Source organism: Mycobacterium sp. NGS19, from assembly GCF_059813155.1.
Genome location: NZ_JCALEB010000002.1, coordinates 236,066 through 258,863, shown reverse-complemented (window position 1 = coordinate 258,863; position 22,798 = coordinate 236,066). Strand labels below are relative to the sequence as shown.

26 protein-coding genes are annotated in these 22,798 nt (G+C 68.0%); 12 read left to right on the top strand and 14 right to left on the bottom strand.

Translation table 11 applies throughout. From position 1 onward, the window contains the following. Positions 1-29: 29 nt before the first annotated feature. From AC5Y4N_RS06650 to AC5Y4N_RS06635, 4 genes are all read left to right on the top strand, one after another. Positions 30-383, top strand: coding sequence for a DUF4229 domain-containing protein (locus AC5Y4N_RS06650; RefSeq protein ID WP_499905835.1), 354 nt, complete (start codon positions 30-32; stop codon positions 381-383). A gap of 16 nt (positions 384-399) precedes the next feature. Continuing rightward, complete coding sequence (locus AC5Y4N_RS06645; RefSeq protein WP_499905838.1) at positions 400-1,548, top strand: BTAD domain-containing putative transcriptional regulator; 1,149 nt, start codon at positions 400-402, stop codon at positions 1,546-1,548. Positions 1,549-1,639: 91 nt separating this feature from the next. After that, entirely contained in the window at positions 1,640-3,436 is a 1,797-nt protein-coding gene (locus AC5Y4N_RS06640; RefSeq protein ID WP_499905840.1) for a serine/threonine-protein kinase, read from the top strand. 69 nt (positions 3,437-3,505) lie between these two features. Then, positions 3,506-3,841 (top strand): ester cyclase, encoded by a 336-nt coding sequence (locus tag AC5Y4N_RS06635; RefSeq protein WP_499905842.1) that lies wholly within the window; start codon positions 3,506-3,508, stop codon positions 3,839-3,841. Here AC5Y4N_RS06635 and AC5Y4N_RS06630 read toward each other — a convergent pair whose 3' ends face one another. Next, entirely contained in the window at positions 3,842-4,723 is an 882-nt protein-coding gene (locus AC5Y4N_RS06630; protein ID WP_499905845.1) for a 1,4-dihydroxy-2-naphthoate polyprenyltransferase, read from the bottom strand. It abuts the gene before it with no gap. Positions 4,724-4,757: 34 nt separating this feature from the next. On the opposite strand from AC5Y4N_RS06630, the gene AC5Y4N_RS06625 reads away from it, so the two are divergent. Together AC5Y4N_RS06625 and AC5Y4N_RS06620 are read left to right on the top strand one after the other, a co-directional pair. Further along, positions 4,758-5,531 carry an S-methyl-5'-thioadenosine phosphorylase gene (locus AC5Y4N_RS06625; RefSeq protein ID WP_499905847.1) on the top strand — a complete coding sequence of 258 codons (774 nt, stop codon included), beginning with the start codon at positions 4,758-4,760 and terminating at the stop codon, positions 5,529-5,531. Beyond that, on the top strand, positions 5,528-6,562 hold the full coding sequence (locus tag AC5Y4N_RS06620; RefSeq protein ID WP_499905850.1) for an NAD-dependent epimerase/dehydratase family protein: 1,035 nt from the start codon (positions 5,528-5,530) through the stop codon (positions 6,560-6,562). The genes AC5Y4N_RS06625 and AC5Y4N_RS06620 overlap by 4 nt, the downstream gene beginning before the upstream one ends. A 12-nt stretch (positions 6,563-6,574) precedes the next feature. Here AC5Y4N_RS06620 and AC5Y4N_RS06615 read toward each other — a convergent pair whose 3' ends face one another. Continuing rightward, a complete protein-coding gene (locus AC5Y4N_RS06615; RefSeq protein ID WP_499905852.1) occupies positions 6,575-7,603 on the bottom strand; it encodes a sensor histidine kinase in 1,029 nt (342 codons plus the stop codon). Next, positions 7,590-8,279 (bottom strand): response regulator transcription factor, encoded by a 690-nt coding sequence (locus tag AC5Y4N_RS06610; RefSeq protein WP_499905854.1) that lies wholly within the window; start codon positions 8,277-8,279, stop codon positions 7,590-7,592. Before AC5Y4N_RS06610 ends, AC5Y4N_RS06615 begins: the two co-directional genes overlap by 14 nt. Before the next feature lie 104 nt (positions 8,280-8,383). On the opposite strand from AC5Y4N_RS06610, the gene AC5Y4N_RS06605 reads away from it, so the two are divergent. From AC5Y4N_RS06605 to AC5Y4N_RS06595, 3 genes are read left to right on the top strand one after another with little or no spacing between them, the layout of a single operon-like run. Further along, the gene (locus AC5Y4N_RS06605; protein WP_499905856.1) at positions 8,384-9,040 is read left to right on the top strand and encodes a glycosyltransferase family 2 protein; all 657 of its coding nucleotides are present in this window, start codon (positions 8,384-8,386) and stop codon (positions 9,038-9,040) included. Further along, positions 9,037-9,699 (top strand): TIGR04282 family arsenosugar biosynthesis glycosyltransferase, encoded by a 663-nt coding sequence (locus AC5Y4N_RS06600; protein ID WP_499905858.1) that lies wholly within the window; start codon positions 9,037-9,039, stop codon positions 9,697-9,699. The genes AC5Y4N_RS06605 and AC5Y4N_RS06600 overlap by 4 nt, the downstream gene beginning before the upstream one ends. 1 nt (position 9,700) lies before the next feature. Continuing rightward, entirely contained in the window at positions 9,701-10,366 is a 666-nt protein-coding gene (locus AC5Y4N_RS06595; RefSeq protein ID WP_499905860.1) for a methyltransferase domain-containing protein, read from the top strand. Here AC5Y4N_RS06595 and AC5Y4N_RS06590 read toward each other — a convergent pair. The 5 genes from AC5Y4N_RS06590 to AC5Y4N_RS06570 all read right to left on the bottom strand — a co-directional run bounded on the left by AC5Y4N_RS06590 (position 10,275) and on the right by AC5Y4N_RS06570 (position 14,949). Then, positions 10,275-10,736: a hypothetical protein gene (locus AC5Y4N_RS06590; RefSeq protein ID WP_499906347.1), complete on the bottom strand. Its 462-nt coding sequence runs from the start codon at positions 10,734-10,736 to the stop codon at positions 10,275-10,277. The two genes, AC5Y4N_RS06595 and AC5Y4N_RS06590, sit on opposite strands and share 92 nt — an antisense overlap. Before the next feature lie 68 nt (positions 10,737-10,804). Further along, complete coding sequence (locus AC5Y4N_RS06585; protein WP_499905865.1) at positions 10,805-12,064, bottom strand: molybdopterin-dependent oxidoreductase; 1,260 nt, start codon at positions 12,062-12,064, stop codon at positions 10,805-10,807. Between the two features lie 57 nt (positions 12,065-12,121). After that, a complete protein-coding gene (locus tag AC5Y4N_RS06580; protein WP_499905868.1) occupies positions 12,122-13,474 on the bottom strand; it encodes a hypothetical protein in 1,353 nt (450 codons plus the stop codon). Between the two features lie 21 nt (positions 13,475-13,495). Then, the gene (gene menE, locus AC5Y4N_RS06575; protein ID WP_499905870.1) at positions 13,496-14,599 is read right to left on the bottom strand and encodes an o-succinylbenzoate--CoA ligase; all 1,104 of its coding nucleotides are present in this window, start codon (positions 14,597-14,599) and stop codon (positions 13,496-13,498) included. 47 nt (positions 14,600-14,646) lie between these two features. Continuing rightward, positions 14,647-14,949 (bottom strand): DUF3349 domain-containing protein, encoded by a 303-nt coding sequence (locus AC5Y4N_RS06570; protein ID WP_499905873.1) that lies wholly within the window; start codon positions 14,947-14,949, stop codon positions 14,647-14,649. Between the two features lie 223 nt (positions 14,950-15,172). Here AC5Y4N_RS06570 and AC5Y4N_RS06565 point away from each other — a divergent pair, with 223 nt between their 5' ends. Genes AC5Y4N_RS06565 through AC5Y4N_RS06555 form a run of 3 tightly spaced genes read left to right on the top strand, consistent with a single transcriptional unit; the run spans position 15,173 to position 17,052 of the window. Then, positions 15,173-16,426 carry an inorganic phosphate transporter gene (locus AC5Y4N_RS06565; protein WP_499905876.1) on the top strand — a complete coding sequence of 418 codons (1,254 nt, stop codon included), beginning with the start codon at positions 15,173-15,175 and terminating at the stop codon, positions 16,424-16,426. 27 nt (positions 16,427-16,453) lie between these two features. Continuing rightward, positions 16,454-16,738, top strand: coding sequence for a hypothetical protein (locus AC5Y4N_RS06560; protein ID WP_499905879.1), 285 nt, complete (start codon positions 16,454-16,456; stop codon positions 16,736-16,738). Then, on the top strand, positions 16,735-17,052 hold the full coding sequence (locus AC5Y4N_RS06555) for a DUF3349 domain-containing protein (protein ID WP_499905883.1): 318 nt from the start codon (positions 16,735-16,737) through the stop codon (positions 17,050-17,052). The genes AC5Y4N_RS06560 and AC5Y4N_RS06555 overlap by 4 nt, the downstream gene beginning before the upstream one ends. A gap of 387 nt (positions 17,053-17,439) precedes the next feature. On the opposite strand, the gene AC5Y4N_RS06550 is transcribed toward AC5Y4N_RS06555, so the two are convergent. The 6 genes from AC5Y4N_RS06550 to AC5Y4N_RS06525 all read right to left on the bottom strand — a co-directional run bounded on the left by AC5Y4N_RS06550 (position 17,440) and on the right by AC5Y4N_RS06525 (position 22,721). Beyond that, the gene (locus tag AC5Y4N_RS06550) at positions 17,440-17,823 is read right to left on the bottom strand and encodes a VOC family protein (RefSeq protein ID WP_499906349.1); all 384 of its coding nucleotides are present in this window, start codon (positions 17,821-17,823) and stop codon (positions 17,440-17,442) included. Between the two features lie 14 nt (positions 17,824-17,837). After that, positions 17,838-18,692, bottom strand: a complete 855-nt coding sequence (locus AC5Y4N_RS06545; RefSeq protein ID WP_499906351.1) for an SDR family oxidoreductase — start codon at positions 18,690-18,692, stop codon at positions 17,838-17,840. Positions 18,693-18,798: 106 nt separating this feature from the next. After that, positions 18,799-19,701, bottom strand: coding sequence for a 1,4-dihydroxy-2-naphthoyl-CoA synthase (locus AC5Y4N_RS06540; protein ID WP_499905885.1), 903 nt, complete (start codon positions 19,699-19,701; stop codon positions 18,799-18,801). Between the two features lie 12 nt (positions 19,702-19,713). Then, a complete protein-coding gene (locus AC5Y4N_RS06535; protein ID WP_499905888.1) occupies positions 19,714-20,169 on the bottom strand; it encodes a nitroreductase family deazaflavin-dependent oxidoreductase in 456 nt (151 codons plus the stop codon). Between the two features lie 197 nt (positions 20,170-20,366). Further along, positions 20,367-21,968 carry a fatty-acid--CoA ligase FadD8 gene (fadD8, locus tag AC5Y4N_RS06530; RefSeq protein ID WP_499905890.1) on the bottom strand — a complete coding sequence of 534 codons (1,602 nt, stop codon included), beginning with the start codon at positions 21,966-21,968 and terminating at the stop codon, positions 20,367-20,369. A gap of 33 nt (positions 21,969-22,001) precedes the next feature. After that, the gene (locus AC5Y4N_RS06525; RefSeq protein ID WP_499905892.1) at positions 22,002-22,721 is read right to left on the bottom strand and encodes a sensor domain-containing protein; all 720 of its coding nucleotides are present in this window, start codon (positions 22,719-22,721) and stop codon (positions 22,002-22,004) included. Positions 22,722-22,798 lie beyond the last annotated feature (77 nt).

Below are 22,798 nucleotides of genomic sequence, written 5' to 3'. Positions count from 1 at the left end.
GAATATACGCGCGTGGATAGGCTCGGGCGGTGGGCAACGATGAGCCGCTTGCGCGAAGAGCAGAAGGCAACGATGAGGGGTCCGACGGGAGGCCGGGGCCTCGGCTGGTACGTGACGTGGTGCTTTACGCGCTGGCCCGGCTTCTTCTGGTCGCCGGCCTGACCGCGCTGATCTACGGCGTCGCCCGCGTGGCCGGCGTGCACGACTTCCCGCTCTATATCGCGTTGGCGTTCGCGATCGTGATCGCGCTGCCATTGGGCATCTGGTTGTTCACACCGTTGCGGCGCCGGGCCACCGCCAGTATCGCCGCTTTCGACGAACGACGCCGCCGGGACCGAGAGCAGTTGAGAGCTCGGCTTCGTGGCGAAAACCCGCCGGGGTAGCGCAAACTATGAGCCCATGACGCAGACCGGGCTGGGCTTCGGCGTCTTGGGTCCGTTGGAGATGACGGTCGACGGGTCGGCGGTGCCGCTGGGCACGCCGAAGCAACGGGCCGTGCTGGCCATGCTGGTGATCAACCGCAACCGTGCCGTCAGCATCGGATCGTTGGTCACGGCGGCATGGGAGCAGTGGCCGCCGGCCGAGGCGCGGGCAAGCCTGCATTCGTACGTGTCGAATCTGCGTCGGCTGCTGGCCAAAGCGGGCGTCGACCCGCGCGCCGCGTTGGTCAGCGCGCCGCCTGGCTATCGCCTCAACATCGCCGAAACAGCCTGTGACATCGGCAGATTCATCGCCGAGAAGAATAAGGGGGTGCAGGCGGCCGCCGCTGGTGAATTCGATACTGCCAGCGAGCATCTGACGGCTGCGCTCGTCCAGTGGCGCGGCCCCGTGCTCGACGATCTGCGCGACTTCCAGTTCGTCGACGCGTTCGCCGCCGCGCTTACCGAGGACAAGCTGCTCGTCCACACCGCATGGGCCGAAGCCGAAATCGCCTGCGGCCGTGGCTATGCGGTGATCGGTGAGCTCGAAAGCCTGACGGCCGAGCACCCTTACCGCGAGCCGCTGTGGGCGCAATTGATCACCGCCTACTATCTGGCCGAACGGCAGTCCGATGCGCTGGACGCCTACCGGCGGCTCAAAGACACGCTCGCAGAAGACCTCGGGATCGATCCGGGCCCGACGGTGCAGGCGCTCTACGGGCGGATTCTGCGGCAGGAGCCGCTGGACATCAAGCGAACCGCCAGGGCCACCGCGGCGGAGACCGTGGTCAGCATCGACCAACGCACGGCGGTCAGCGGCGAGCATGCGCTGGCATGCCTGCGCGAGCAGTCAGGGCGCAGTCATCCGCTTCTCGCGGCCGCCACCCGGATCGGTCGGCTCGCCGACAACGACCTAGTGCTCGACGACGCCAGCGTCAGCCGCCACCACGCCGTGATCATCGACACCGGCACCAGCTTCGTGATCACCGACCTTCGATCGGCCAACGGGGTGTACGTGGAAGGGCAACGGGTGCGGGGCAGTACGTCGCTGAACGACGGTGACCGGATCCGGATCTGCGATCACCGCTTCACATTCGAGATCCGTTCCCCTGACGAGCACGCTCAGTAGCCCGGTTTCCCCTGTGAGCCGCGTCCGCAGGCATTAGCGTGTTGCCCTGAGCGGCCCCGTGATGCGGCCCGCGGGAGGGTGAGGAAGACCAATGAGTGACACCGACTCGCGGGTGGGAACCGACTTCGGTCACTATCACTTGAGACGGTTGCTCGGGCGTGGCGGCATGGGCGAGGTGTACGAGGCCGAAGACACTCGTAAGGACCGGACCGTGGCGCTGAAGTTGCTGCCGTCGGCCATGACTCACGACCCGGTGTTCCGCAAACGCCTTCAGCGCGAAGCGCATTCGGCGGGCCGGTTGCAGGAACCGCATGTGGTTCCGATTCACGACTACGGCGAAATCGACGGGGTGCTCTACGTCGACATGCGCTACATCGACGGCACGGACCTGCGCAAGATGCTGGTCCGCTACGGGCCCCTGACGCCGGCGCGTGCGGTGGCCATCATTCGTCAGGTCGCGTCCGCGCTCGACGCCGCCCACGAGAGTGGCATCATGCACCGCGACGTCAAGCCGGAAAACATTCTGATCACTCGGGACGACTTCGCGTATCTGGTGGATTTCGGCATCGCCAACGCCACGACCGACGAGAAGCTCACCGAACTGGGCACCGCGGTGGGGACGTACGCGTACATGGCGCCTGAGCGGTTCACCAACTCGGAGGTGACCTACCGCGCCGACATCTACGCGCTGGCATGCGTGTTGCACGAGTGCCTGACGGGGGCGCAGCCGTATCCGGCCGACAGCGTCAGCGTGGTCATCACCGCACACCTGATGCATCCGATTCCCCGGCCCAGCGTGGTGCGCCCCGGCATACCCGCGGCGTTCGACGACGTGATCGCCCGCGGCATGGCGAAAGACCCGAAAGATCGGTATGCCACCGCGGGCGACCTCGCGATGGCGGCGCACGAAGCGCTCGCCAGCCGTGACAAGGACCAAGCCGAGACCATCCTGGCGCGAAGCGGGGCGGCCACCATACCGGCCGCAGTCCCGCCGACAACTCCGGCCGGCTTTGCGACGCCGCCGCCCAGCTTCTCGACGCCGCCGCCTGCGGTGCCGCCGCAGGGCTCGCAGACTCCGCCGCCGACGCCGCCGCCGTTTGCGGCCGCATCGTCTCAGCCGCCGTACCAGCCTCCTCCACCTTCGGGACCGGGCGGCTGGGGACCTGGCGGCTGGGGACCCACCGGTCCCATGGGTCCCGGCGGCCCGCCGGGGGGACCGCCGTGGCAGCCGCCGCCGTCGGGACCGATGCCGTCGGCCCAGCCGCCCCAACGCAACTGGACACCGATCATCCTCGGCATCGTCGCGCTCGTCGTCGTGGTGATCGTCGCCGTGGTGGCCATCCTGCTGATCCCGAAGTTGCTCAAGAGCAACGACGACACCTCGACGACCACTACGACGTCGCCGACCACTACGACCAGTACGAAGACGCGGACCACCAGCCGGACCGCACCGTCGACCACCGGTCAGGGCGGGCCGATCGCCAAGCTGATGACGCTTCTGCCGCCGGGCTACGACCCGGGAACCTGCAAGCCGGTCACTCCCGTCGCGGATGCCTTGGCCACGGTCGACTGTGAACAGAACTCCAAGCCGGGCGGGCCCGCCGTCGCCCGCTATTCGTTGTTCGGTGACCAGGCAAGCCTTGACCGGCATTTCGAGAGCGCGATGAAAGAAGACGAAGAGCTGCTGACGTGCCCCGGCAGCGACACGCCCTCGCCCACCACGTGGCACTACACGTCCACGCCGGACAAGGTCGAGGGCCAGGTGGCGTGCGGCAGATACAAGGGCGACTCGGATGTCATCTGGACCCGCAACGAGGACCTGATGCTGGGCAGTGGTCAGGGACCCGACATGGCTGCGCTACACGACTGGTGGCTGCAATTCGGCTGATCGCCGCGGCCCATCCTGACCCGACGACGCCGACGCGCCGAACCGACGCGGCTCTTTAAGATCGGGTGTATGAGCGCACAATCGTTGTACCAGAGGTGGATCGAGGAATTGTGGTCGGGGAAGCCGGTCGCCGCCGAGTTGGTGTCCGACGACTTCGTGGGCCACTGGCCGGGGCGTGACATCCACGGGCCATCGGAGCTGCAGGCGATCGTGGACGAGACGCGAGAAATGATGCCGGACTTGACGTTCGACATCGAGGTGGGTCCGCTGGTCGACGGTGAGCTGCTGGCTGCGCGATGGGTCGGTCGTGGCGGCGACGGAAGCGTCGCGTTCACCGGCAACGACATCTTGCGGATCGCCGACGGGCGCTTCGTCGAATACTGGACGGGGACGTCGGCCGCCTGATCACGTCGGCGGCGCCGCCAGTGTCAGCGCCAGTGCGACGGCCGCCGACCACACCAGCATCGTGAGCCCGGTGTCGCGCAGCACCGGAATCAATTGGCGTCCACCGCGGCCGCGCCGCACCGGGGCCGCGGCCCGCCACGCCAGCGGCGCAGCGATGAAACCACCCGCAGCCCACGGGGTTGCGGCCGTCAGGCCCAACGTTGCGACAGCCGCGGCACCGAGCAGCACTTGATAGAACACCCGGGTGCGGGCATCGCCGAGCCGCACCGCCAGCGTGACCTTTCCGGTGCGCGCGTCAGTGGGGATGTCGCGCAGGTTGTTGGCGACGAGCACTGCCGACGACAGCGAGCCCGTCGCCACCGCCAGCACCACGCCCACCCAGTCCACGCGAAGCGCCTGCACGTACTGCGTGCCCAATACCGCGACCAACCCGAAGAACACGAACACCGCCAGCTCGCCGAAGCCGCGGTATCCGTACGGATTTGAGCCGCCCGTATACAGCCAGGCACCCGCGACGCACAGCGCGCCGACCGCGATCAGCCACGGCGCGCTGGTGAGGGCCAGTGCCAGACCTGCGGCTGCGGCGACGGTCAGGCTCACCGCGGCGGCCGCCCGCACCGATCTCGGTGTCGCAAGCCGTGATCCGACCAGTCGCAGCGGTCCCGCGCGCTCGTCGTCGGTGCCGCGGATGCCGTCGGAGTAGTCGTTGGCGAAGTTGACCCCGACGGTCATCGCGACCGCCACCAGGAGCGCCAGCAGCGCCTTCCACCACACCGCGGCGTGCAGCCATGCGGCCGCCCCGGTCCCGGCGATCACCGGCGCGACGGCGTTGGGCAACGTACGGGGACGCGCTCCCTCGATCCACTGCGCCACGCTGGCCACAGCGTCGATAGTCGCATGCTGTTTGAATGGGCCAATGATCGGCGTGATCGGAGGCAGCGGCTTCTACACGTTCTTCGACGACGACGCCCGCAGCGTCGAGATGGACACCCCGTACGGGCCGCCCAGCGCGCCGATCACCATCGGCGAGGTCGCTCACCATGAGGTGGCGTTTCTGCCGCGCCACGGCGTGCGCCACGAGTTTTCGCCGCATGCGGTGCCGTACCGCGCCAACATGTGGGCGTTGCGCGCGCTGGGTGTGCGGCGGGTCTTCGGGCCGTGCGCGGTCGGCAGCCTGAGCCGTGAGCTCGGCCCGGGTGCGATGGTGGTGCCCGATCAGCTCGTCGACCGCACGTCCGGCCGCGCCGACACCTACTTCGATTCCGGCGGTATTCACGTCACCTTCGCCGACCCGTACTGCCCGACGCTGCGGCAGGCGGCGTTGGCGCCCGGGATCACCGACGGCGCGACGATGGTGGTGGTCCAGGGTCCTCGGTTTTCCACCCGTGCCGAGAGCCGGTGGTTCGCGAGCCAGGGCTTCGAGCTGGTGAACATGACCGGGTATCCGGAGGCGGTGTTGGCCCGTGAACTCGAAATATGTTACGCGGCAATCGCTTTGGTCACCGATCTGGACGCCGGTATCGACGTCGGATCCGGGGTGCGCGCGGTCGACGTGTTCGCCGAGTTCCAGCGAAACCTGGGGCCGTTCAAGCAAGTGGTGCTCGACGTCATCAGTGCGGTGCACAGCGAGCGCACCTGTACCCATTGCTTGCCGCATGAGGGCGTGTCGCTTCCCTTCGAGCTGCCATGAAGGTGCTCGTGACCGGCGCGGCCGGGTTCATCGGGACGCGGGTGGCCGATGCGCTCAGCGCCGACGGCCACGAGGTCGTGGGTGTGGACGTGATGCTTCCGGCCGCCCACGCGCCGAGCAGTCAGCCGCCGCCCGGCTGTCATCGCGTGGACGTCCGCGACGCCGACGCGCTGGCGAGCTTGCTGGTAGGTGTCGACGTGGTGTGCCATCAGGCCGCCATGGTGGGCGCCGGCGTGAACGCCGCCGACGCCCCGGCGTACGGCAGCCACAATGACTACGCCACCACCGTGCTGCTGGCCCAGATGTACGCCGCGGGGTGTTCGCGGCTGGTGCTTGCCTCGTCGATGGTGGTGTACGGACAGGGCCGCTACGACTGCCCGGTCCACGGGCCGGTCGAGCCGCCGCCGCGGCGCCGCGAAGATATGGACGCCGGCATGTTCGAGCACCGCTGCCCACTCGGCGGCGAGGATCTGCAGTGGCGACTGGTGGACGAGGACGCGCCGCTGCGGCCGCGCAGCCTTTATGCCGCCAGCAAGACCGCGCAGGAGCATTACGCACTGGCCTGGAGCGAGGCGACCGGCGGATCGGTGATCGCGCTGCGCTACCACAACGTGTACGGCCCGGGCATGCCACGAGACACGCCGTATTCGGGGGTCGCGGCGATCTTCCGGTCGGCACTCGAAAAAGGAGATGCTCCAAAGGTTTTCGAAGACGGTGCCCAGATGCGCGACTTCGTCCACGTCGACGACGTCGCAGCAGCCAATGCGGCGGCCGTCCGCCGGGTGGGCGCGCAGTGGTTCACCGCCGCGAATGTCTGCTCAGGACAACCCATCTCGATTCTGCAGGTGGCCGAACTGCTGTGCAGTGCAAGCGGCGGGCCGGCGCCCGTGGTCACGGGCCAGTACCGCAGCGGGGACGTCCGCCACATCGTCGCCGACCCCACCCGGGCGCGCGACCTGCTCGGGTTCACTGCCCGCGTCCGCCCAGCGGACGGCATTCGTGCCTTTGCAACGGCGCCGCTGCGCGCCTGACAAACGGCTGGCTCAGCGATCTGCCGCGAGCGGCAACCTGACCTCGAATCGTGCGCCCGTGCCGAGATTGTGCGCCGAGAGCGTGCCGTGATGCGCCTGCACCAACCCGGCCGCGATCGCCAACCCCAGACCAGAACCGCTCGGCAGCGATGGGTCGCTGCGCGGCACCCGTCCGTTGGAGCCCCGGTACGCCACGTCGAACACCCGCGGAAGGTCGGCCTCGTCGATGCCCACGCCGGTGTCGTCGACGCGGGCGAACGCACCGTTCTCGTCGGCGCCGAGCGCCAGCTTCACGGTGCCGCCCGCCGGCGTGTGCGCGATTGCGTTCGCCACCAGATTCGACAGCACGCGCACCAACGCGCGGTCGCTGCCGATCACCCGGACCGGCTCGGCGGGCAGCGTCGCCTGCAACGCCACGCCGGCACGTTCCGCGGCGATCTTGTGCGCGGCCAGCACGTCGTCGACCACCTCGTCGAGTGCCACCCGCTCCTGCGTCAGCTGCACGGCGCCGGCGTTGATCTTCGACATCTCGAACAGGTCGTCGACCATCTCCGACAGCCGAATCGACTCTTGCTCAATGTGTCTGGCGTGCTCGCGGATTTCTCGCGGCGGCACCACGCCGTCAGCCAGCGCCTCGGCGACCGCGCGGATGCCGGCCAGCGGCGTGCGCAGGTCGTGGCTGACGAACGCCACCAGCTGCCGCCGCGACTCCTCCGAGGACCGCTCGGAGTCGCGAATCTGTCTCTCCCACACCGTTCTTCGGGCCTGGAACCGGGCCAGCATCACCGCCGCCGGGATGGTGACCACCGCGACGATCAGCAGCACCACGGCTATCTGCCGGAACGTCTGCGTGATCATGAAGCCCGAGGCGCCCAATACGCCTGCCAACGTCGCGAGCGTCGGGATGAGCACCAGCACCACCATGCTGACGGCCAGCGACCACGACCGCGCCAGCCGGATCACCAGCCAACCGGCCACCACGACGGGCACCGTGCAGCCCAGCGCCCAGCCGGCGATCTGTACCAGATCATGTGTCGGCATGCGGTTCGCCCCACATGTACCCGCGCCCCCACACGGTCTGAACACGATGTCGCGCACCGAGTTTCGTACGCAGCCTCTTCACGTGCACGGTCACGGTCGACAGGTCGCCGAACTCCCAGCGCCACACCCGCTTGAGCAGTTCCTCGCGGGTGAACACGGTGTCCGGGTGGGTCAGCAGGAACAGCAGCAGGTCGAACTCACGGTTGGTCAGGTTCACCTTGCGCCCGTCGACGTACACCGACCGCGCGGCAGTAACCACCTTGAGCCCGTCGGCGGTGATCTCCATCGGCACCGCAGAGCCTGGAGCCGGGGCCCGGCGCAGCACGGAGCGCACCCGCAGCGCGAGTTCTCGAGGGCTGAACGGTTTGGTGACGTAGTCGTCGGCGCCTGCCTCCAGGCCCGCGATGCGGTCGTCTTCCTCACCCAGCGCGGTCAGCAGGATCACCGGGATCGGGTAGCCCCCGCCGCTGCGCAAGGTGCGGCACAGCGCCATCCCGTTTGGGCCGGGCATCATCACGTCGAGCACCGCGACGTCGATCCGCTGGGTGCCCAGCACCCGCAGCGCCTCGGTCCCGTCCCCGGCGACGGTGACGTCCAGGCCGTCGCGCTCGAGATAGCGCCGCACGACGTCACGGACGACGGTGTCGTCGTCGGCGATCAGTACCCGTGCGGCCACAGCCCCGAGGTTAGTCGGAAACGGGAACGACCTGCGGCGATGTCATTGATTCGTCACCCCTGCCCGCGCAGCGGCGGACACCGGCGTGACTAACCTCGGCACACATGCCCGACTGTTCGGTGACGGTGGTGCTGCCGTGCTTGAACGAAGCGGCGTCCCTGCCGGGCGTGTTGGCGAGAATTCCGCCGGGTTATCAGGCTCTGGTGGTCGACAACAACAGCACTGACGAAACCGCCGATGTGGCGCGCAGCCACGGCGCTCGGGTGGTCACGGAACCACGGCCGGGGTACGGCTCGGCAGTGCACGCGGGCGTCGTCGCGGCGACGACGCCGATCGTGGCGGTGCTGGACGCCGACGGCTCGCTGGATCCGGCGGAGCTGCCGCTGATGGTCGCCGAACTCGAGCGGGGCGCCGACATGGTGATCGGACGTCGGCGCCCGGTGCGCGGGTTGCGCTGGCCCTGGCATGCGAGGCTGGGCACCGCCGCGGTGAGCTGGCGGCTGCGGACCCGCTATGGGCTGCCGATACACGACATCGCGCCGATGCGAGTGGCCCGCCGCGACGCGCTGCTGCGACTCGGCGTCGAGGACCGCCGGTCGGGATATCCGGTGGAGCTACTGGTGCGGGCAGCACAGGCCGGCTGGCGCGTGGTGGAGCGCGACGTCGGCTACGGCCCCCGTACCGGCGGGAAGTCGAAAGTCAGCGGGTCCGCGCGTGGCAGCCTCGTGGCGGCCGTCGACTTCTGGCGGGCGATCTCATGACGCTTCCGGTGACGGTGCTGGTCGTCGCGAAGGCGCCCACACCCGGGCAGGCCAAGACTCGACTGGCCGAGGCGGTGGGTGCACAGGCGGCAGCACAGATCGCTGCGGCCGCGTTGCTGGACACGCTCGACGCCGTCGCGGCAGCGCCGGTGGCCAGTCGTGTGGTCGCGTTGACGGGTGATCTCGACACCGCGGTGATGGCCGACGAGATACGTTCGGCGCTGAGCTCTTTCATCGTCGTTCCGCAACGCGGTACCGATTTCGGCGACCGGCTGGCCAACGCCCACGCCGATGCCGCCACCGCGGCTGGACCGCGGCCCGTGCTGCAGATCGGCATGGACACCCCGCAAGTCACGGCGGGGTTGCTTTCCCGCTGCGCTGACGCGCTGCTGGCCGCGCCTGCCGTGCTCGGAATGGCGATCGACGGCGGCTGGTGGGTGCTCGGGGTGCACTCGCCCATCGAGGCGGACGTGCTGCGCGCGGTGCCGATGTCGCAACCCGACACGGGTGCGATCACGCTTCGCGCCTTGCGCGACACCGGAATCAACGTGGTGCTTGTCGACGAACTGCGCGACGTCGACACCATCGACGACGTGGCCGCGGTGCGAGAGCAGTGCGCATCCGAATCGCGGTTTGCCAAGATCACCCAAGGGCTGTGACGTGCTGGGCAACCTCTACGAACTGGCGCTGAGCGGTGAACGGTGCTGGGTTCGCCACGACGACGGTCGCGTGCACCTGCTTCCGGTGCGCAGCTGGCTGGGCGGGCGCGGGGCCGACGATGCCTTCGACCGCGCGGTAGTCGGCCTGTGTGACGGCCCTACCCTCGATTTAGGCTGCGGCCCAGGGCGATTGGTGGCCCAGCTGATGCGCCGCGGCATCCCAGCGCTCGGTGTGGACCAGTCGGCCACCGCAGTGCGGCTCGCGCGGCGCCGAGGCGCGCCGGCACTACGCCGCGACATGTTCGCGCCATTGCCGGCCACCGGCCGCTGGCACACCGTGCTGCTCGCCGACGGCAACATCGGCCTGGACGGCGACCCGGGGCGGATCCTTGCGCGGGCCCGTCAGCTGCTGCGGGAGGGTGGGCGGTGCCTGGTCGAATTCGACAGCGCCGCAACGGGCGTGCACCGCGGCTGGGTGCGGCTGGAGTCCGCGCGGGCGGTCGGGCCGTGGTTTCGCTGGGCGTCCGTCGGCGTCGACAGCGCCGCCCGGCTGGCCGAGCTCGTCGGGATGTCGGTCATCGAAATTCATCGGGTGGATCGACGGGTGGTGGCGAGCCTCGCCGTCGGACCCGCACCAGCCGGATCGCGTAGCAGCCCGCGCTACTAGCGAACATCGCCGCACACAACAACAGCCACCTGCCCAGAAACGGCTGCTGCGTCTGACCGGTGGCAGCCTGGTACGTGGCGGCACCCTGCTCGATGATTCCGGGCAGGAACACCAGCAGGGTCAGCGCCGCGCCGAGCAGGGGCATGCGAAGGTGGTTCACCACGGGCACAGAAGCTTTCGGCAGCCGCCGATCGGGCAACGTCAAGAGTCGGTCGGCCAACGAGTACAGCGGAAACAACACCAGGTCGTGTCCGACGACGGCGGCTGCGAACCACACCGCGATCGACTGCCACCACACGTGCGGGTTCCACAGTGTCTGCGGTTTCATCACGGCGATGACGTAAGCCAGCGCGGCGAACCCGGCCAGCATGGTCAGCAGGTGCAACGGATGCGACCCGTAGAACGTGCGGTAGCGGGCCAGCAGGCCGCGGGCGGTGGTCACGGTTGGGGCTCGAACTCGATGGACGCCACCCACTTGGTGTTGTGGACGCCGGGCAGTGCGGGAACGACGATCCGCGCCGGATATCCGTGGTCCGCCGACAACTCCGCACCGTTGACCCGCAGCGCCAGTAGCGAATCGGGGTCGAGCACCTGGTTGCGCTGCAGCACAGCGCGATTGAATGCGCCGAAGCGTTCCAACGACGTCACCCGCGCCAGCCGCGGCGTCGGCACGCCGGCGAGCGCGGCCAGGTCACGCAGCCGCACGCCGCTCCATGTTTCGGTGGTCGACCAGCCTTCGACGCACGCGATCGGCAGCCGTGCGGTGTGTTGCGCCATGGCGGCCAGTGCATCGCGGTCCAGCGTCACCGGAGCGGTTCCACCGGTCAGCCTGAGTCGCCACCGCTCGCCGGTGCTCTCGGGGCTGATCGCTGCCGCGAATGCGGTCCGGTTGACTTGAAAATCGTTGGGCCCCGATCCGTGGTCGCGCCCGCGTGGGAGCAGCAACGCCGAATGGCGGGTCCAGCCGCCGACGGTCTGCCCGGCGGTGATCGCGGCCATGGCCAGCGCCCCGCCACCCACCAGTGCCAACGCACCGCGGCGGCTCACCGTCGCCGGTGCCGGATCGGCGGCCACCAGTCCGTCGGGATCGGGCGGCTCTGGCTGTGTGTCAGAGCGTTTGGTGCGCAACACTTCTCGCACTGGGATGGCACGCACACCGCTGAGCATGCGCGGAACCTTCAATGTGATGTGCATCAGGAAGCCGACGATGAACACCCATGCGCCGAAGTAGTGCGCGGTGTAGAAGCTGAAGCCGAAGATGTAGTCGTATTGGATGTTCAGCACACCGGTGGCAAGCTCGAACAAGATGCCGCCGACGAGCATGAGCAGCGAAACCCGTTCCAGCATTTGGGCTATCGACCGACTCGGTGGCCAGACGAAAAGCTTCGGGATCACCGACCACAGTTTGGCCAGCACCACGGGGATGAGCACGAGTCCAAGCCCGACGTGCACTCCCTGGGTGAGCCGGTACAGCCATGCCGGTTGAGTGGGCCAGTCGAACGTCGGCAGTTTCAGCCATCCCACGTCGGCGGGGATGGCCTGTCCGTACTGCGGGCCGTACGCGATGTAGGACAACAAACCGGTGAGGATGACGACCGGCAGGGCGACCAACAGCACCAGGCCCAGGACCGAGGTCAGCCATGGGCCGCGAAGGGGACTGCGCCACCGGCGTCCTGTCGGCGGACTGTCGTCGGCCATGTCTCTCGTCTACTCCGGTCTGCGGGCAGCGGCACCGTTTTTCCGGAGACGAATTTCTTACCAGTTCGTGTAGATGACGTGGTTGAGCACCAACGCACCGACGACGTTGGCGGCCAGCCACCAGCGATGTGACCGCTGCGGCAGCAGTGCCGGCGCCGCTGTCAGCCACATCGTGAACGGCAGCCAGATGCGTTCGGTTTCAGCCTTGCTCAGCATCGACAAGTCCGCGCACGCAATCGCGGTGAGTGAGGCCAACACCAGAAGGTGAATACCGCGGCGGCGGCGGATCGCCGTGAGATCGAAGACCTTGCTGACTCCCGCGACACTGCCCAGACCGATCGCGCACACCACCGACGCCAGATTGGCCCAGCTCCAGTACTGAAACGGTCGGTCATTCGCAATGCCTTGCCAATAACGTTGCTGCACAAAGGTGTAGCCGTCGAACCACCAAAAGCCTGCCCACGCGAAGACACCGACGACCATCAGCGCAGCGGGTATCGCGACGGCCAGCGCTGTGAACGCGTCGCGACGTCGATCGGCGGTGAAGAGCACAGCCACCGCCAGGACTGCGATCAGTGCCAGGCCGTAGTTCAAGAAGACCGCCCAGCCCAGCAGCAGACCGGCACCGGCGGCGGCCACGGCGGGCAGCCGGACGCTTCGGCTGACGGCCAGGGCCAGCAGCGCAAGGCCCCATGCGGCAACTCCCGCGAAATAGCCGTCGGCTGACACGGCAACCCAGATGGCGGTCGGTGCGACCGCCACGAACGGCGCGGCGAGCCGGGCGGTGGCTTCGCCGTCGACGGCCCGCAGCGTCACGACGATCGCCGCGGCCGCGCTGGATCCGGTGAGCAGGCACAAGGTGCCGGCCCAGCCGCCGCCGCCCAGCCCGATGCGGTCCAGCCAGACGAACGTCAGCAGCGCACCCGGCGGATGGCCGGAGACGTGGGTGATCCAGGAGTCGGGCTGGAAGTCGGGGATGCGACGGGCGAAACTGCGCAGTGCCGCCGGGATGTCGGTTACGGACGGCACTTGACGCAGGTATTCGTGCTGGGCGGTCAACCGGCCGGCAAAGCCGCGCTTCCAGCCGTCGACCATGGCCAGCGCGAAAGCCCACGCCGCTGACGTCGCCCACGCGACAACCGGCAGCGCTCGCCACGGCAGGCGTTGGGCGACAGTGGGTCCGCACGCGACGGCAAGCACGCCGATCAGCACCGCGACGGGTGTGCCCCATCCCACGTGGGTGTTCCACCATCCGAATATCGGTGCGGTATCGGCGAATTGGTGGATTCGGTCGGGTGACGAGCGGATCAGCGGCGTGACGACGCCGAGATGCAGGTGCGGCACGACGAACGCGGCTGTCACCAGCGCGACGGCCAGCGGTACCGCGACCGCCTCGCTGCGCACTTTCACGACGCCCACCCTATGGGCAGATCACCGGGAGAACCGTCCGGCCAGCGCCCGCCTGTCCACCTTGCCGATTCCGCGCAGCGGCAGCTCGTCGACGATATGCAGCTCACGCGGCGCGGCAGTGCTGTCCAATGAGGCGCCGACGAACGCCCGCAGCTCCTGCAGCGTCGGCGGCTGACGATTTGCCGCAGGCACCACCGCGGCGACCACCCGCTCGCCCAGGCGAGGGTCGGGTACGCCGAACACCGCGCACTGCGCCACCGCCGGATGGCTTGACATCACGGCCTCGACCACCTGTGGCTGCACGGTCAGCCCGCCCGTGCTGATGCCCTCGTCGAGCCGGCCGTACACGGTGAGCACACCGTCGGCGTCGATGCTGCCCGCGTCGTCGGTGCGGAACCAGCCCGGTTCGGCGAACGGGTCAGCACCCGAGGGCGGATTGCGGTACCCCTTGGCCAACGTGGCGCCACCGAGCACCACTCGCGCATCGTCGATCCGCATCCGCACCCCGTCCAGCGGCACCCCGTCATAGACGCAGCCGCCGGCGGTCTCGCTCATTCCGTAGGTGCGCACCACGTGAATGCCTGCGCCACGAGCTTTTTCCGCCAGCGGAGGAGGGAGCGGCCCGCCGCCGATCAGCACCGCGTCGAACTCAGCCAGTGCGCCGGTCGCCGCCGGGTCGTCGAGCACCTTTGCCAATTGGGTTGCCACCAACGACGCGTAGCGTCGACCGCTACCCAACGCCTGCACCGCGGCGGGCAGCAGTGAGACGTCGAAACCGCCGGAGACGTCGAGCACCACCGGCGTGGTGCCGGCGAGCGCGCTGCGGATCAAAACCTGCATGCCGGCGATGTGGTGCGCCGGCAATGCCAATAGCCAACGACCGGTACCGCCCAGGCGCGCGTGTGCAGCAGACGCGCTGGCGCGCAGTGCCGCTGCGGTCAGCATCGCGCCCTTCGGGACACCCGTCGTGCCTGACGTCGCAACCACCAGCGCCACGTCGTCGTCGATCGGTTCGCCGGCCCGCAAAGACGTTGTCAGCAAGGAAGATTCACGTGGGCTCCAGGTCGGCACGGGCAGCAGTGCCTGGGTGCGGCCGGTCAGCATCTGCTCCACCGCGGGCAGCACACGCGAAACCTCGGCGCCGGCGGGAATCTCGAGCGTGTGCAGGGTGGCTATCCGGTGTCCTCGCTGTCTCTCGGATCGTCCAGCGGCCAGCCACCGACGGCGAGGCGCTGACGCACGCGCTCCACGTCGTCGGGCGACGGCAGTTCGTCGGTGATGCCGGTGATGGCCACGCCGATGTCGATGTGGTCGAAATCACCGCGCTTCATCAAGTCGGCGGCGACAGCTTTCACCTCGTCGGTGGTGAGGCGACGCGACAGCAGGGCGAGCACCGGCATGTAGTCGGTGGCGGGCATGCCCTCGGGATATCCCGCGCGCAGCCACGACGCGATCGCGCTGAGGAATCGGTTCACTGCGCCACCTCTCCTCGACGTCCGCCCGCACGGTTTGGTTGATTCGATCGTAGAGCGGAGAACGCGACCAGCCCCGGATCGGCTGCACGCCCCAACACACCGCATCCGCCAGGTGAATAATCGGTGAACTCCTCGCAGGTCAGAGCAAACTCCCTGCTCGACACGAGTTGCGCTATCCACGGAGTTTGTGTGAATCAGCCTCCGTGCCAGCAGAATGGGCGCCATGAGCGCGGAGTTGCTGATCTTGGGGTTGCTCGTCGCGACGGCACTCGTGTTCGACTTCACCAACGGATTCCACGACACCGGCAACGCGATGGCGACGTCGATTGCCACCGGCGCTCTGAAACCCAAGGTGGCAGTTCTGCTCGCCGGGGTGCTCAACCTCGTGGGCGCATTCTTGTCAGTCGAGGTGGCGGCCACCGTCACCACCCAGGTGCTGAAGATCCAGGACGCCAAGACCGGCCACCTACTGGCTGGAATCGACCCGTCGACGGGGCTGACCATCATCTTCGCCGGGCTGATCGGCGGAATCCTGTGGAACCTGTTCACGTGGTTGTTCGGCATTCCGTCGAGTTCCTCGCACGCACTGTTCGGCGGGCTGATCGGAGCGGGCCTCGCGGCGATCGGCGTCGGCGGCGTCAACTGGAGCGGCATCACGCAGAAGGTCTTGATCCCGGCCGTCGCCGCGCCCGTCATAGCGGGAATCGTGGCGGCCGCCGCGACGTGGCTGGTGTACCGGATCACACGCCAGGTCCTGAAGAGCCGACGCGAAGAAGGGTTCCGGTGGGGCCAGATCGCGACGGCCTCGCTGGTGGCTCTGTCGCACGGCACGAACGACGCGCAGAAGACGATGGGTGTGATTGCCCTGGCGTTGATCACCACCGGGCACCTGACCGGCGACGTCAAGAAGGACGGACTGCCGTTCTGGATTGTCGCGAGCTGTGCCGTGGCGATCGGACTGGGCACCTACATCGGCGGATGGCGGGTGATCCGGACCTTGGGCAAGGGTCTGGTGGAACTCGAGTCCCCGCAAGGCCTTGCCGCCGAGGCGTCGTCAGCGGCGATCATCCTCAGTTCCAGCGCCGCCGGAATGGCCTTGTCGACCACCCATGTGGCGACGGGCTCGATTCTGGGCAGCGGCGTCGGAAAGCCGGGAGCTCAGGTGCGGTGGGCTGTCGCCGGACGGATGGCCGTAGCTTGGCTGCTGACGCTGCCAGCGGCGGGAGTGGTTGGCGCACTGACGTTTTGGATTTCGCACGGGATCACCGGGTTCAGCTCGCCGCTGTGGGGTGACATCGTCATCTTCCTGATCCTCGTCGGTGCGTCGTTCTACATCTGGCGGCGCGCTCAGCAGCAGAAGGTCGACCACACCAACGTCAACGCCGACTGGGATACCGCGACGAATTCGGTGGTGCCCGCGGAAGTTCGCCAGATGCCCGTCGAGGTTCACCAGACCGACATTGCGGCGCCAAAATAACCGATCGTGTGAGATGGGGAACGGCTGATGCAATACGTGGAGAGCATTCTGCGGGTGCTCGTCGTGGGACTGCTTCTCGGCGCCGGGCTGCCGGCAATCTTCGCTGTCGGGCTGGCGGCCTATTCGGCTGGGACCGCTGGCGCCGACGCCGACGGTGTTGTGCGGCAAACTAATCCAGCCCTGAAGGCCGTCGGCGTGGCGCTGTTCCTGCTTGTTGCGGCGGTGATCGTCGTCGGGATCTTGTGGATCACCCGAGGGATGATCCTTCACCACTTTGGAGTCGACCTGTTCCCGTTCCTGCCGAGGAAATGAGCGCAACCGCAATGGCCGAAAGCTTCTTCGAGTGTGTGTTGACCTGGCTCCGTAAGGGCTATCCGGACGGCGTTCCGCCGAAGGACTACTTCCCGCTGCTGGCGTTGCTCAAGCGCTCTTTGAGCGAGGACGAAGTCGTGCGGGCTGCCCAGGCGATCCTCAAGCAGGCCGACTCCGATACGCCCGTGACGAGTGAGCAGATTCAGCGCGCCATTCGGGAGATCACCGAGAAGGAGCCGAATCCCGACGAGGTCAACCAGGTCGCGTCGCGGCTGGCCTCGGTCGGCTGGCCGTTGGCTGCCGCGGCGCGCTGACACTGCTGCATCGGCGGCCGTTGCCGGATTAGCGTTGTGAGGCAAGGCCATTCATGCGGTCAGGATGGTCTTGATCGCGTCGCCGTGGCAGTGCTCGCGAAGGGCCGCCGGCGCGTCGTCGAAGGAAGCGGTGAGTGTGGTCACCAACTCCGTCTGCAGCCGTCGAAGCGATCACACACAGGTGCAGATTCCGTCGGTGCCGTATGGCGAAGCACGTGACGAAGTCCGGCCGGGGTGCCGGTCGCATCGACGGTGAGTGCAGCGGTGGGCCACTCGCGGCGCTGTCGTGGCTCCAAAGCGCGGAACCCGGCGATCGTCTTCGCTTACGACCACGGGATCGTCGCGCCGACGCAAGCGGGCCCGCGCGACAGATAGCCGGGGCGGTAGTCAGCCGCGGACGTCGCGGCGCAGCGGATGCTCGGGCGGCACCTGTACGAAGATCAGCGTGATGCCGTCGGGATCGACGACATGCATCTCGTGCAGTCCCCACGGCTCCTGGCGCGCCTCGCGGGCGATAGAGATGCCCCGGCCTTGCAGTTCACTCTGGGTGGCGTAAACGTCGCGGACTTGCAGCCAGAGCGCAACCGGAAATGTGCCGCCGTCGTCGTCGCGGCCGTGGCCGGCCAGCTCGATGAGAGATTGGCCTGCGAAAAACACTGTGCCGGCGCCATATTCACGCCAAATAGCCAGCCCGATTGCGTCGCGGTAGAACTCGAGTGACCGCTGGTAGTCGGCGGGACGGATGAGCATCCGGCTGGCCAGAATCTCCATGGTTGTCGTGTCTATCACGCCACTGGGTTCGGCTGAACACGCTGCCGCTTCATCATCGCGGTGACCAGCTCGGGGCTCATGAGGTCGAGCGCCCGGCTGAACAGCGACATCCGCGGCGCGATTCGCACCGGTCGCCGGTGCGCGGCCGTGATCATCCACTCCGCGGCCTCGTGAGGCGTCAGCGCCGGCAGCCCCTGATACTCCTTGGTGGGCGCGATCATCGGCGTCGCGACCAATGGGTAGTACAGCGTCGTCGACGCCACGCCCCGGCCGGACCATTCGGTCTCGATCACGCGACTCACCGACGACAACGCAGCCTTGGACGCGTTGTACACCGCGAACAGCGGTGACGCCTCGCTGAACACACCCCACGTCGCGACGTTGATGATGTGGCCGTCGCCGCGAGCCAGCATGCCCGGCGCCAGCCCACGGATAAGCCGAAGCGGGGCATAGTAATTCAGCGTCATGGTGCGCTCCACGTCATGCCAGCGGTCCAGCGACTCGGCGAGCGGGCGGCGGATCGAGCGTCCGGCGTTGTTGACCAGGATGTCGACGCCGCCGAGCCGGTCGTCGACCGCGGCCACCAGCTCGTCGATGGCCTCCATGTTGGATAGGTCGCAGGGCAGTGCGATGGCCTGACCGCCGCGGCCGACAATGCGCTGCGCCACCGCGTCCAGCAGGTCCTTGCGCCGGGCGACCACCACAAGGCTCGCGCCGGCTTGGGCGAACAACTCGGCGGCCGCCTCACCGATACCGGAGGAGGCGCCGGTGATCAGCACGCGTTTGCCGCCCAGATGCACGGTTTCGGCGGATGGCAGGTGCAGGAGCAGTTGTTCGGCGATCGGCGGCCGCATGCCGGCCATCACCATCGCCCGGGAGAACCGCCGGATCGGATTCACGCTCCGCAGCCTACGGCCCCCCGCGATTTCGGTGCGCAAACGTGCGCTCAGCGCCTGGAATCGCACCGAAATCGCGTCAGAAGTAGCGTGGGAAGCGGCTCCAGTCGGGGTCTCGCTTCTCCAGGAACGCGTCTCGACCCTCGACGGCCTCGTCGGTCATGTACGCCAGCCGCGTCGCCTCGCCGGCGAACAGCTGCTGACCTACCAGGCCGTCGTCGAGCAGATTGAACGCGAACTTCAACATCCGTTGCGCCTGAGGCGATTTCGCGTTGATCGTCTTCGCCCACTGCAGCCCGACGGTTTCCAGGTCCGCATGGTCGACCACCTCGTTGACCGCACCCATCCGGTGCATTTGCTCGGCGGTGTAGGGCCGGCCCAAGAAGAAGATCTCGCGGGCGAACTTTTGCCCGACCTGCCGGGCCAGATAAGCCGACCCGTAGCCGCCGTCGAAGCTGCCCACGTCGGCGTCGGTCTGCTTGAACCGGGCGTGCTCGCGGCTGGCCAGCGTCAGGTCGCACACCACGTGCAAGCTGTGCCCGCCGCCGGCCGCCCAGCCGCTCACCAGGCAGATCACCACCTTCGGCATGAACCGGATCAGCCGCTGCACCTCGAGGATGTGCAGCCGGCCGGCGCGTGCCGGATCGACGGTGTCGGCGGTCTCACCGGAGGCGTACTGATAGCCGGTGCGGCCGCGGATGCGCTGATCGCCGCCGGAGCAGAACGCCCATCCGCCGTCCTTGGGGGAGGGCCCGTTGCCGGTGAGCAGCACCACGCCGACGTCCGGCGACATGCGGGCGTGGTCCAACGCCCTGTAGACCTCGTCGACGGTGTGCGGCCGGAACGCGTTGCGCACCTCCGGCCTGTTGAACGCCACCCGAACCGTGCCGTCGTCGACGTGCCGGTGATAGGTGATGTCGGTCAGGTCGTCGAAGCCGGGCACCGTCCGCCACAGCGATGCGTCAAAGGGATTCTGACTCAAGGCAATTCGCTCCTACCCGACGGCGTCGAAGCGGAACACCGCGCATCGGCCGGCAAGCGCTTCGAATTCCTCTGGACGGCCGTCTTTCACCAGGCCGGCGTTCTTCATGAAGTTCACTCCGGTCGGGACTTCGGTCGGGAACGCCCGCAGCAGTGGTCGCGCTTCTTCCGGTGACATCTCCACCAGCCGAACCCGCTCGGTGCGACGGCCGCGCTGTAGCGTGCCCTCGCCCGCCGCGCGCGCGTTTTTTACCCAGTCGGCGCCCGGAAAGCCGCCCACCACATAGCGTTTCCCGTCGATGTTCATCGGCGTCACGGGTGTGGATCGGGGCTTACCGGTCTTGCGGCCCGGCACCGTCAACACCACTGGGCTTTCCCCGCCGAAGCTCAAGCCCAGCTTCGACATGGCGATGAAGACCTTGTTCATCGGCTTCAGCCACCACGGCGGCCGAATTCGCTCTTGGGTCATATTCGGCACGCTACCGGTCGTGCTGTCGAACCCGTCGCTGAGGCGGGCGATGATCGATGTGGCCGCCTCTTAGCGACAATCGGCCTTGCCTGGCGGCTACCCGCCGGGATTGTCGCTAAGAGCCGGGCACGACGACTATTGCCCCGGCCGAGTTACGAAAGTGACTGGCGTGACGCCACATTCGCGGTGCACGACGCTCAGCCGACCGCGCGCGACGCGCCCTCCCAGAACTTGGCGCGCACGGCCTTCTTGTCCGGCTTGCCGAGCCCGGTCAGCGGCAGCGCGTCCACCACCACGACCTGCTTGGGCGACTGCACCGATCCCTTGCGCTCCTTGACCGCAGCCTGGATCTCGGCGGTCATCCGGGTGATCGACTCCTGGTCGCGCGGCGCGTCGTCGCGCAGCACAACGACCGCGGTGACGGCCTCGCCCCATTTGTCGTCCGGCGTGCCGATCACGCACACCTGCGCCACCGCCTCGTGCTCGGCAACGACGTCCTCGACTTCGCGCGGGTACACGTTGAACCCGCCTGTGACGATCATGTCCTTGACCCGGTCGACGATGTACCAGAACCCGTCCTCGTCCTCCCGTGCCAGATCACCAGTGTGCAACCAGCCGTCGCGGAACGTCTCAGCCGTCGCCTCCGGAAGCTGCCAGTAGCCGCCCGCCAAAAGCGGTCCGCTGACACAGATTTCGCCGACCTCGCCCTGCGGCACCGGCTTGCCGTCCTCGCCCAAGAGCGCAGTGCGGGCGAACAGCGTCGGCCGTCCACACGAGGTGAGCCGCTTCTCGTCGTGGTCGGCCTTGGGCAGGTAGGTGATCACCATCGGCGCCTCGGACTGGCCGTAGTACTGCGCGAAAATCGGTCCGAATCGGTCGATCGCCTCCTTGAGCCGCACCGGGTTGATCGCCGAGGCGCCGTAGTACACGGTTTCCAGCGACGACAGGTCGCGGGTGCGCGAATCCGGGTGATCCAGAAGCGCATACAGCATCGACGGCACCACCATGGTCGCGGTGATGCGCTGCTCCTCGATGACCCGAAGCACCTCGGCGGGGTCGAACTTCGACAGCACGATCATCTCGCCGCCCTTGATCGCCGTCGGCAAGAAAAACGCTGCCCCGGCATGCGACAGCGGGGTGATCATGAGGAACCGCGGATTCTCCGGCCATTCCCACTCCGCCAGCTGGATCGACGTCATCGTGGTGGTGGTCTGCGAGGTCATGATGACGCCCTTCGGCTTGCCAGTGGTGCCGCCGGTGTACGTCAGGCCCACGATGTGGTCGGGCGCCAACTCCGCGGCCGTCAGCGGGCGGGGCTGGTACTTGTCGGCCTCGGCGTTGAGGTCCACCGCCACGTCGGCCAGCGCGTCGGGCACCGGGCCGATCGTCAGAATCTGCTTCAACGAGTCGACGCGTTCCAGCAGACCGAGGGCGCGTTCGGTGAACATCGGGTTCGGGTCGATGATCAGCGACGTGACTCCCGCATCTGTCAGCACGTAGGCGTGGTCGTCCAGCGAGCCGAGAGGGTGTAGTGCGGTGCGGCGGTAGCCCTGGGTCTGCCCGGCGCCGACGATCATCAGCACCTCTGGCCGGTTCAACGACAGCAGGCCGACGGCGGCGCCGGTGCCGGCGCCCAGCGCTTCGAAGGCCTGAACGTACTGCGTAATGCGGTCGGCGAGCTGACCGCCGGTCAGCGTGGTGTCGCCGAGATACAGCAGCGGCTTGTCTTTGTGGCGCTTCAGCGCGCCCACGAGGAGGTGACCGGAATGGATGGGATGGCGAAGCTGCTCCTGACTCATGGGGTCAAGACTAGAACGTGTTATAGAAATGTCCTACGCCGGGAACTTGTCGCGGATCCGGGACGCGAGGGTGGTCGCCTGATCGGTGATCGAGAACCCGCATGCGGACACGTCGACGACGGCGTTGGACCGCGACGTGATCGCGTGCGAGCAGGACCACTGCGAGCCGTCGGCCGTCTTCGGTAACGCACTGATCCCGTCGGCCTCGGTGACCTGGCCGAAGGTCCAGTGCTCAGTCGCCTCCGGCCGCAGCGCGGTGAAGGGCGTCCCGGCGCAGCGGCGCCACGTCTCCAGCGTCCGGGTCACGTAGGTGCGGGCCGCGCCCTCGTCCGGGAACGTCACGACGCCCTGGTCGACGATGTGCAGCAGTTGCGGGCTGTCGTCGGGTTCCTGCATCACCGAGCCGCGCACCGCGACGAACGAGGTGTCGCGGTAGCCGGCCTCGACCGTGTTGTAGGCGGCCCGAACGCAGTCCTCCGGCACATAGCCGGCCGTGCTGGGCGGCATCTGCGCATAGCTCTGCTGTACGGCGAGATCTGGGGCGTCCATGATGGTGCGCACGTCATCGAGCCCCAGCAACAGCTCCTCGAGATCCTTCTCCTGCACACCACCGGCCGCGGGCGCGGCTGAGGAGGTGGAGTTCGGAAGCGCAAAGATCTGAGGCCTGGGGGTACCGGCCACGGTGTTCGCGCACCCGGCGGTCAAGGCGGCCGCCATCGACGTCGCCGCTGCGATGGCCAGCACTCGCCCCACGTCGCCTCACCCGTCCTGAGTTTTCGGTGAAGTGTAGGGCGAGGCGCGCGGTTGGTGGGTGATTCGAGCCGCAACCG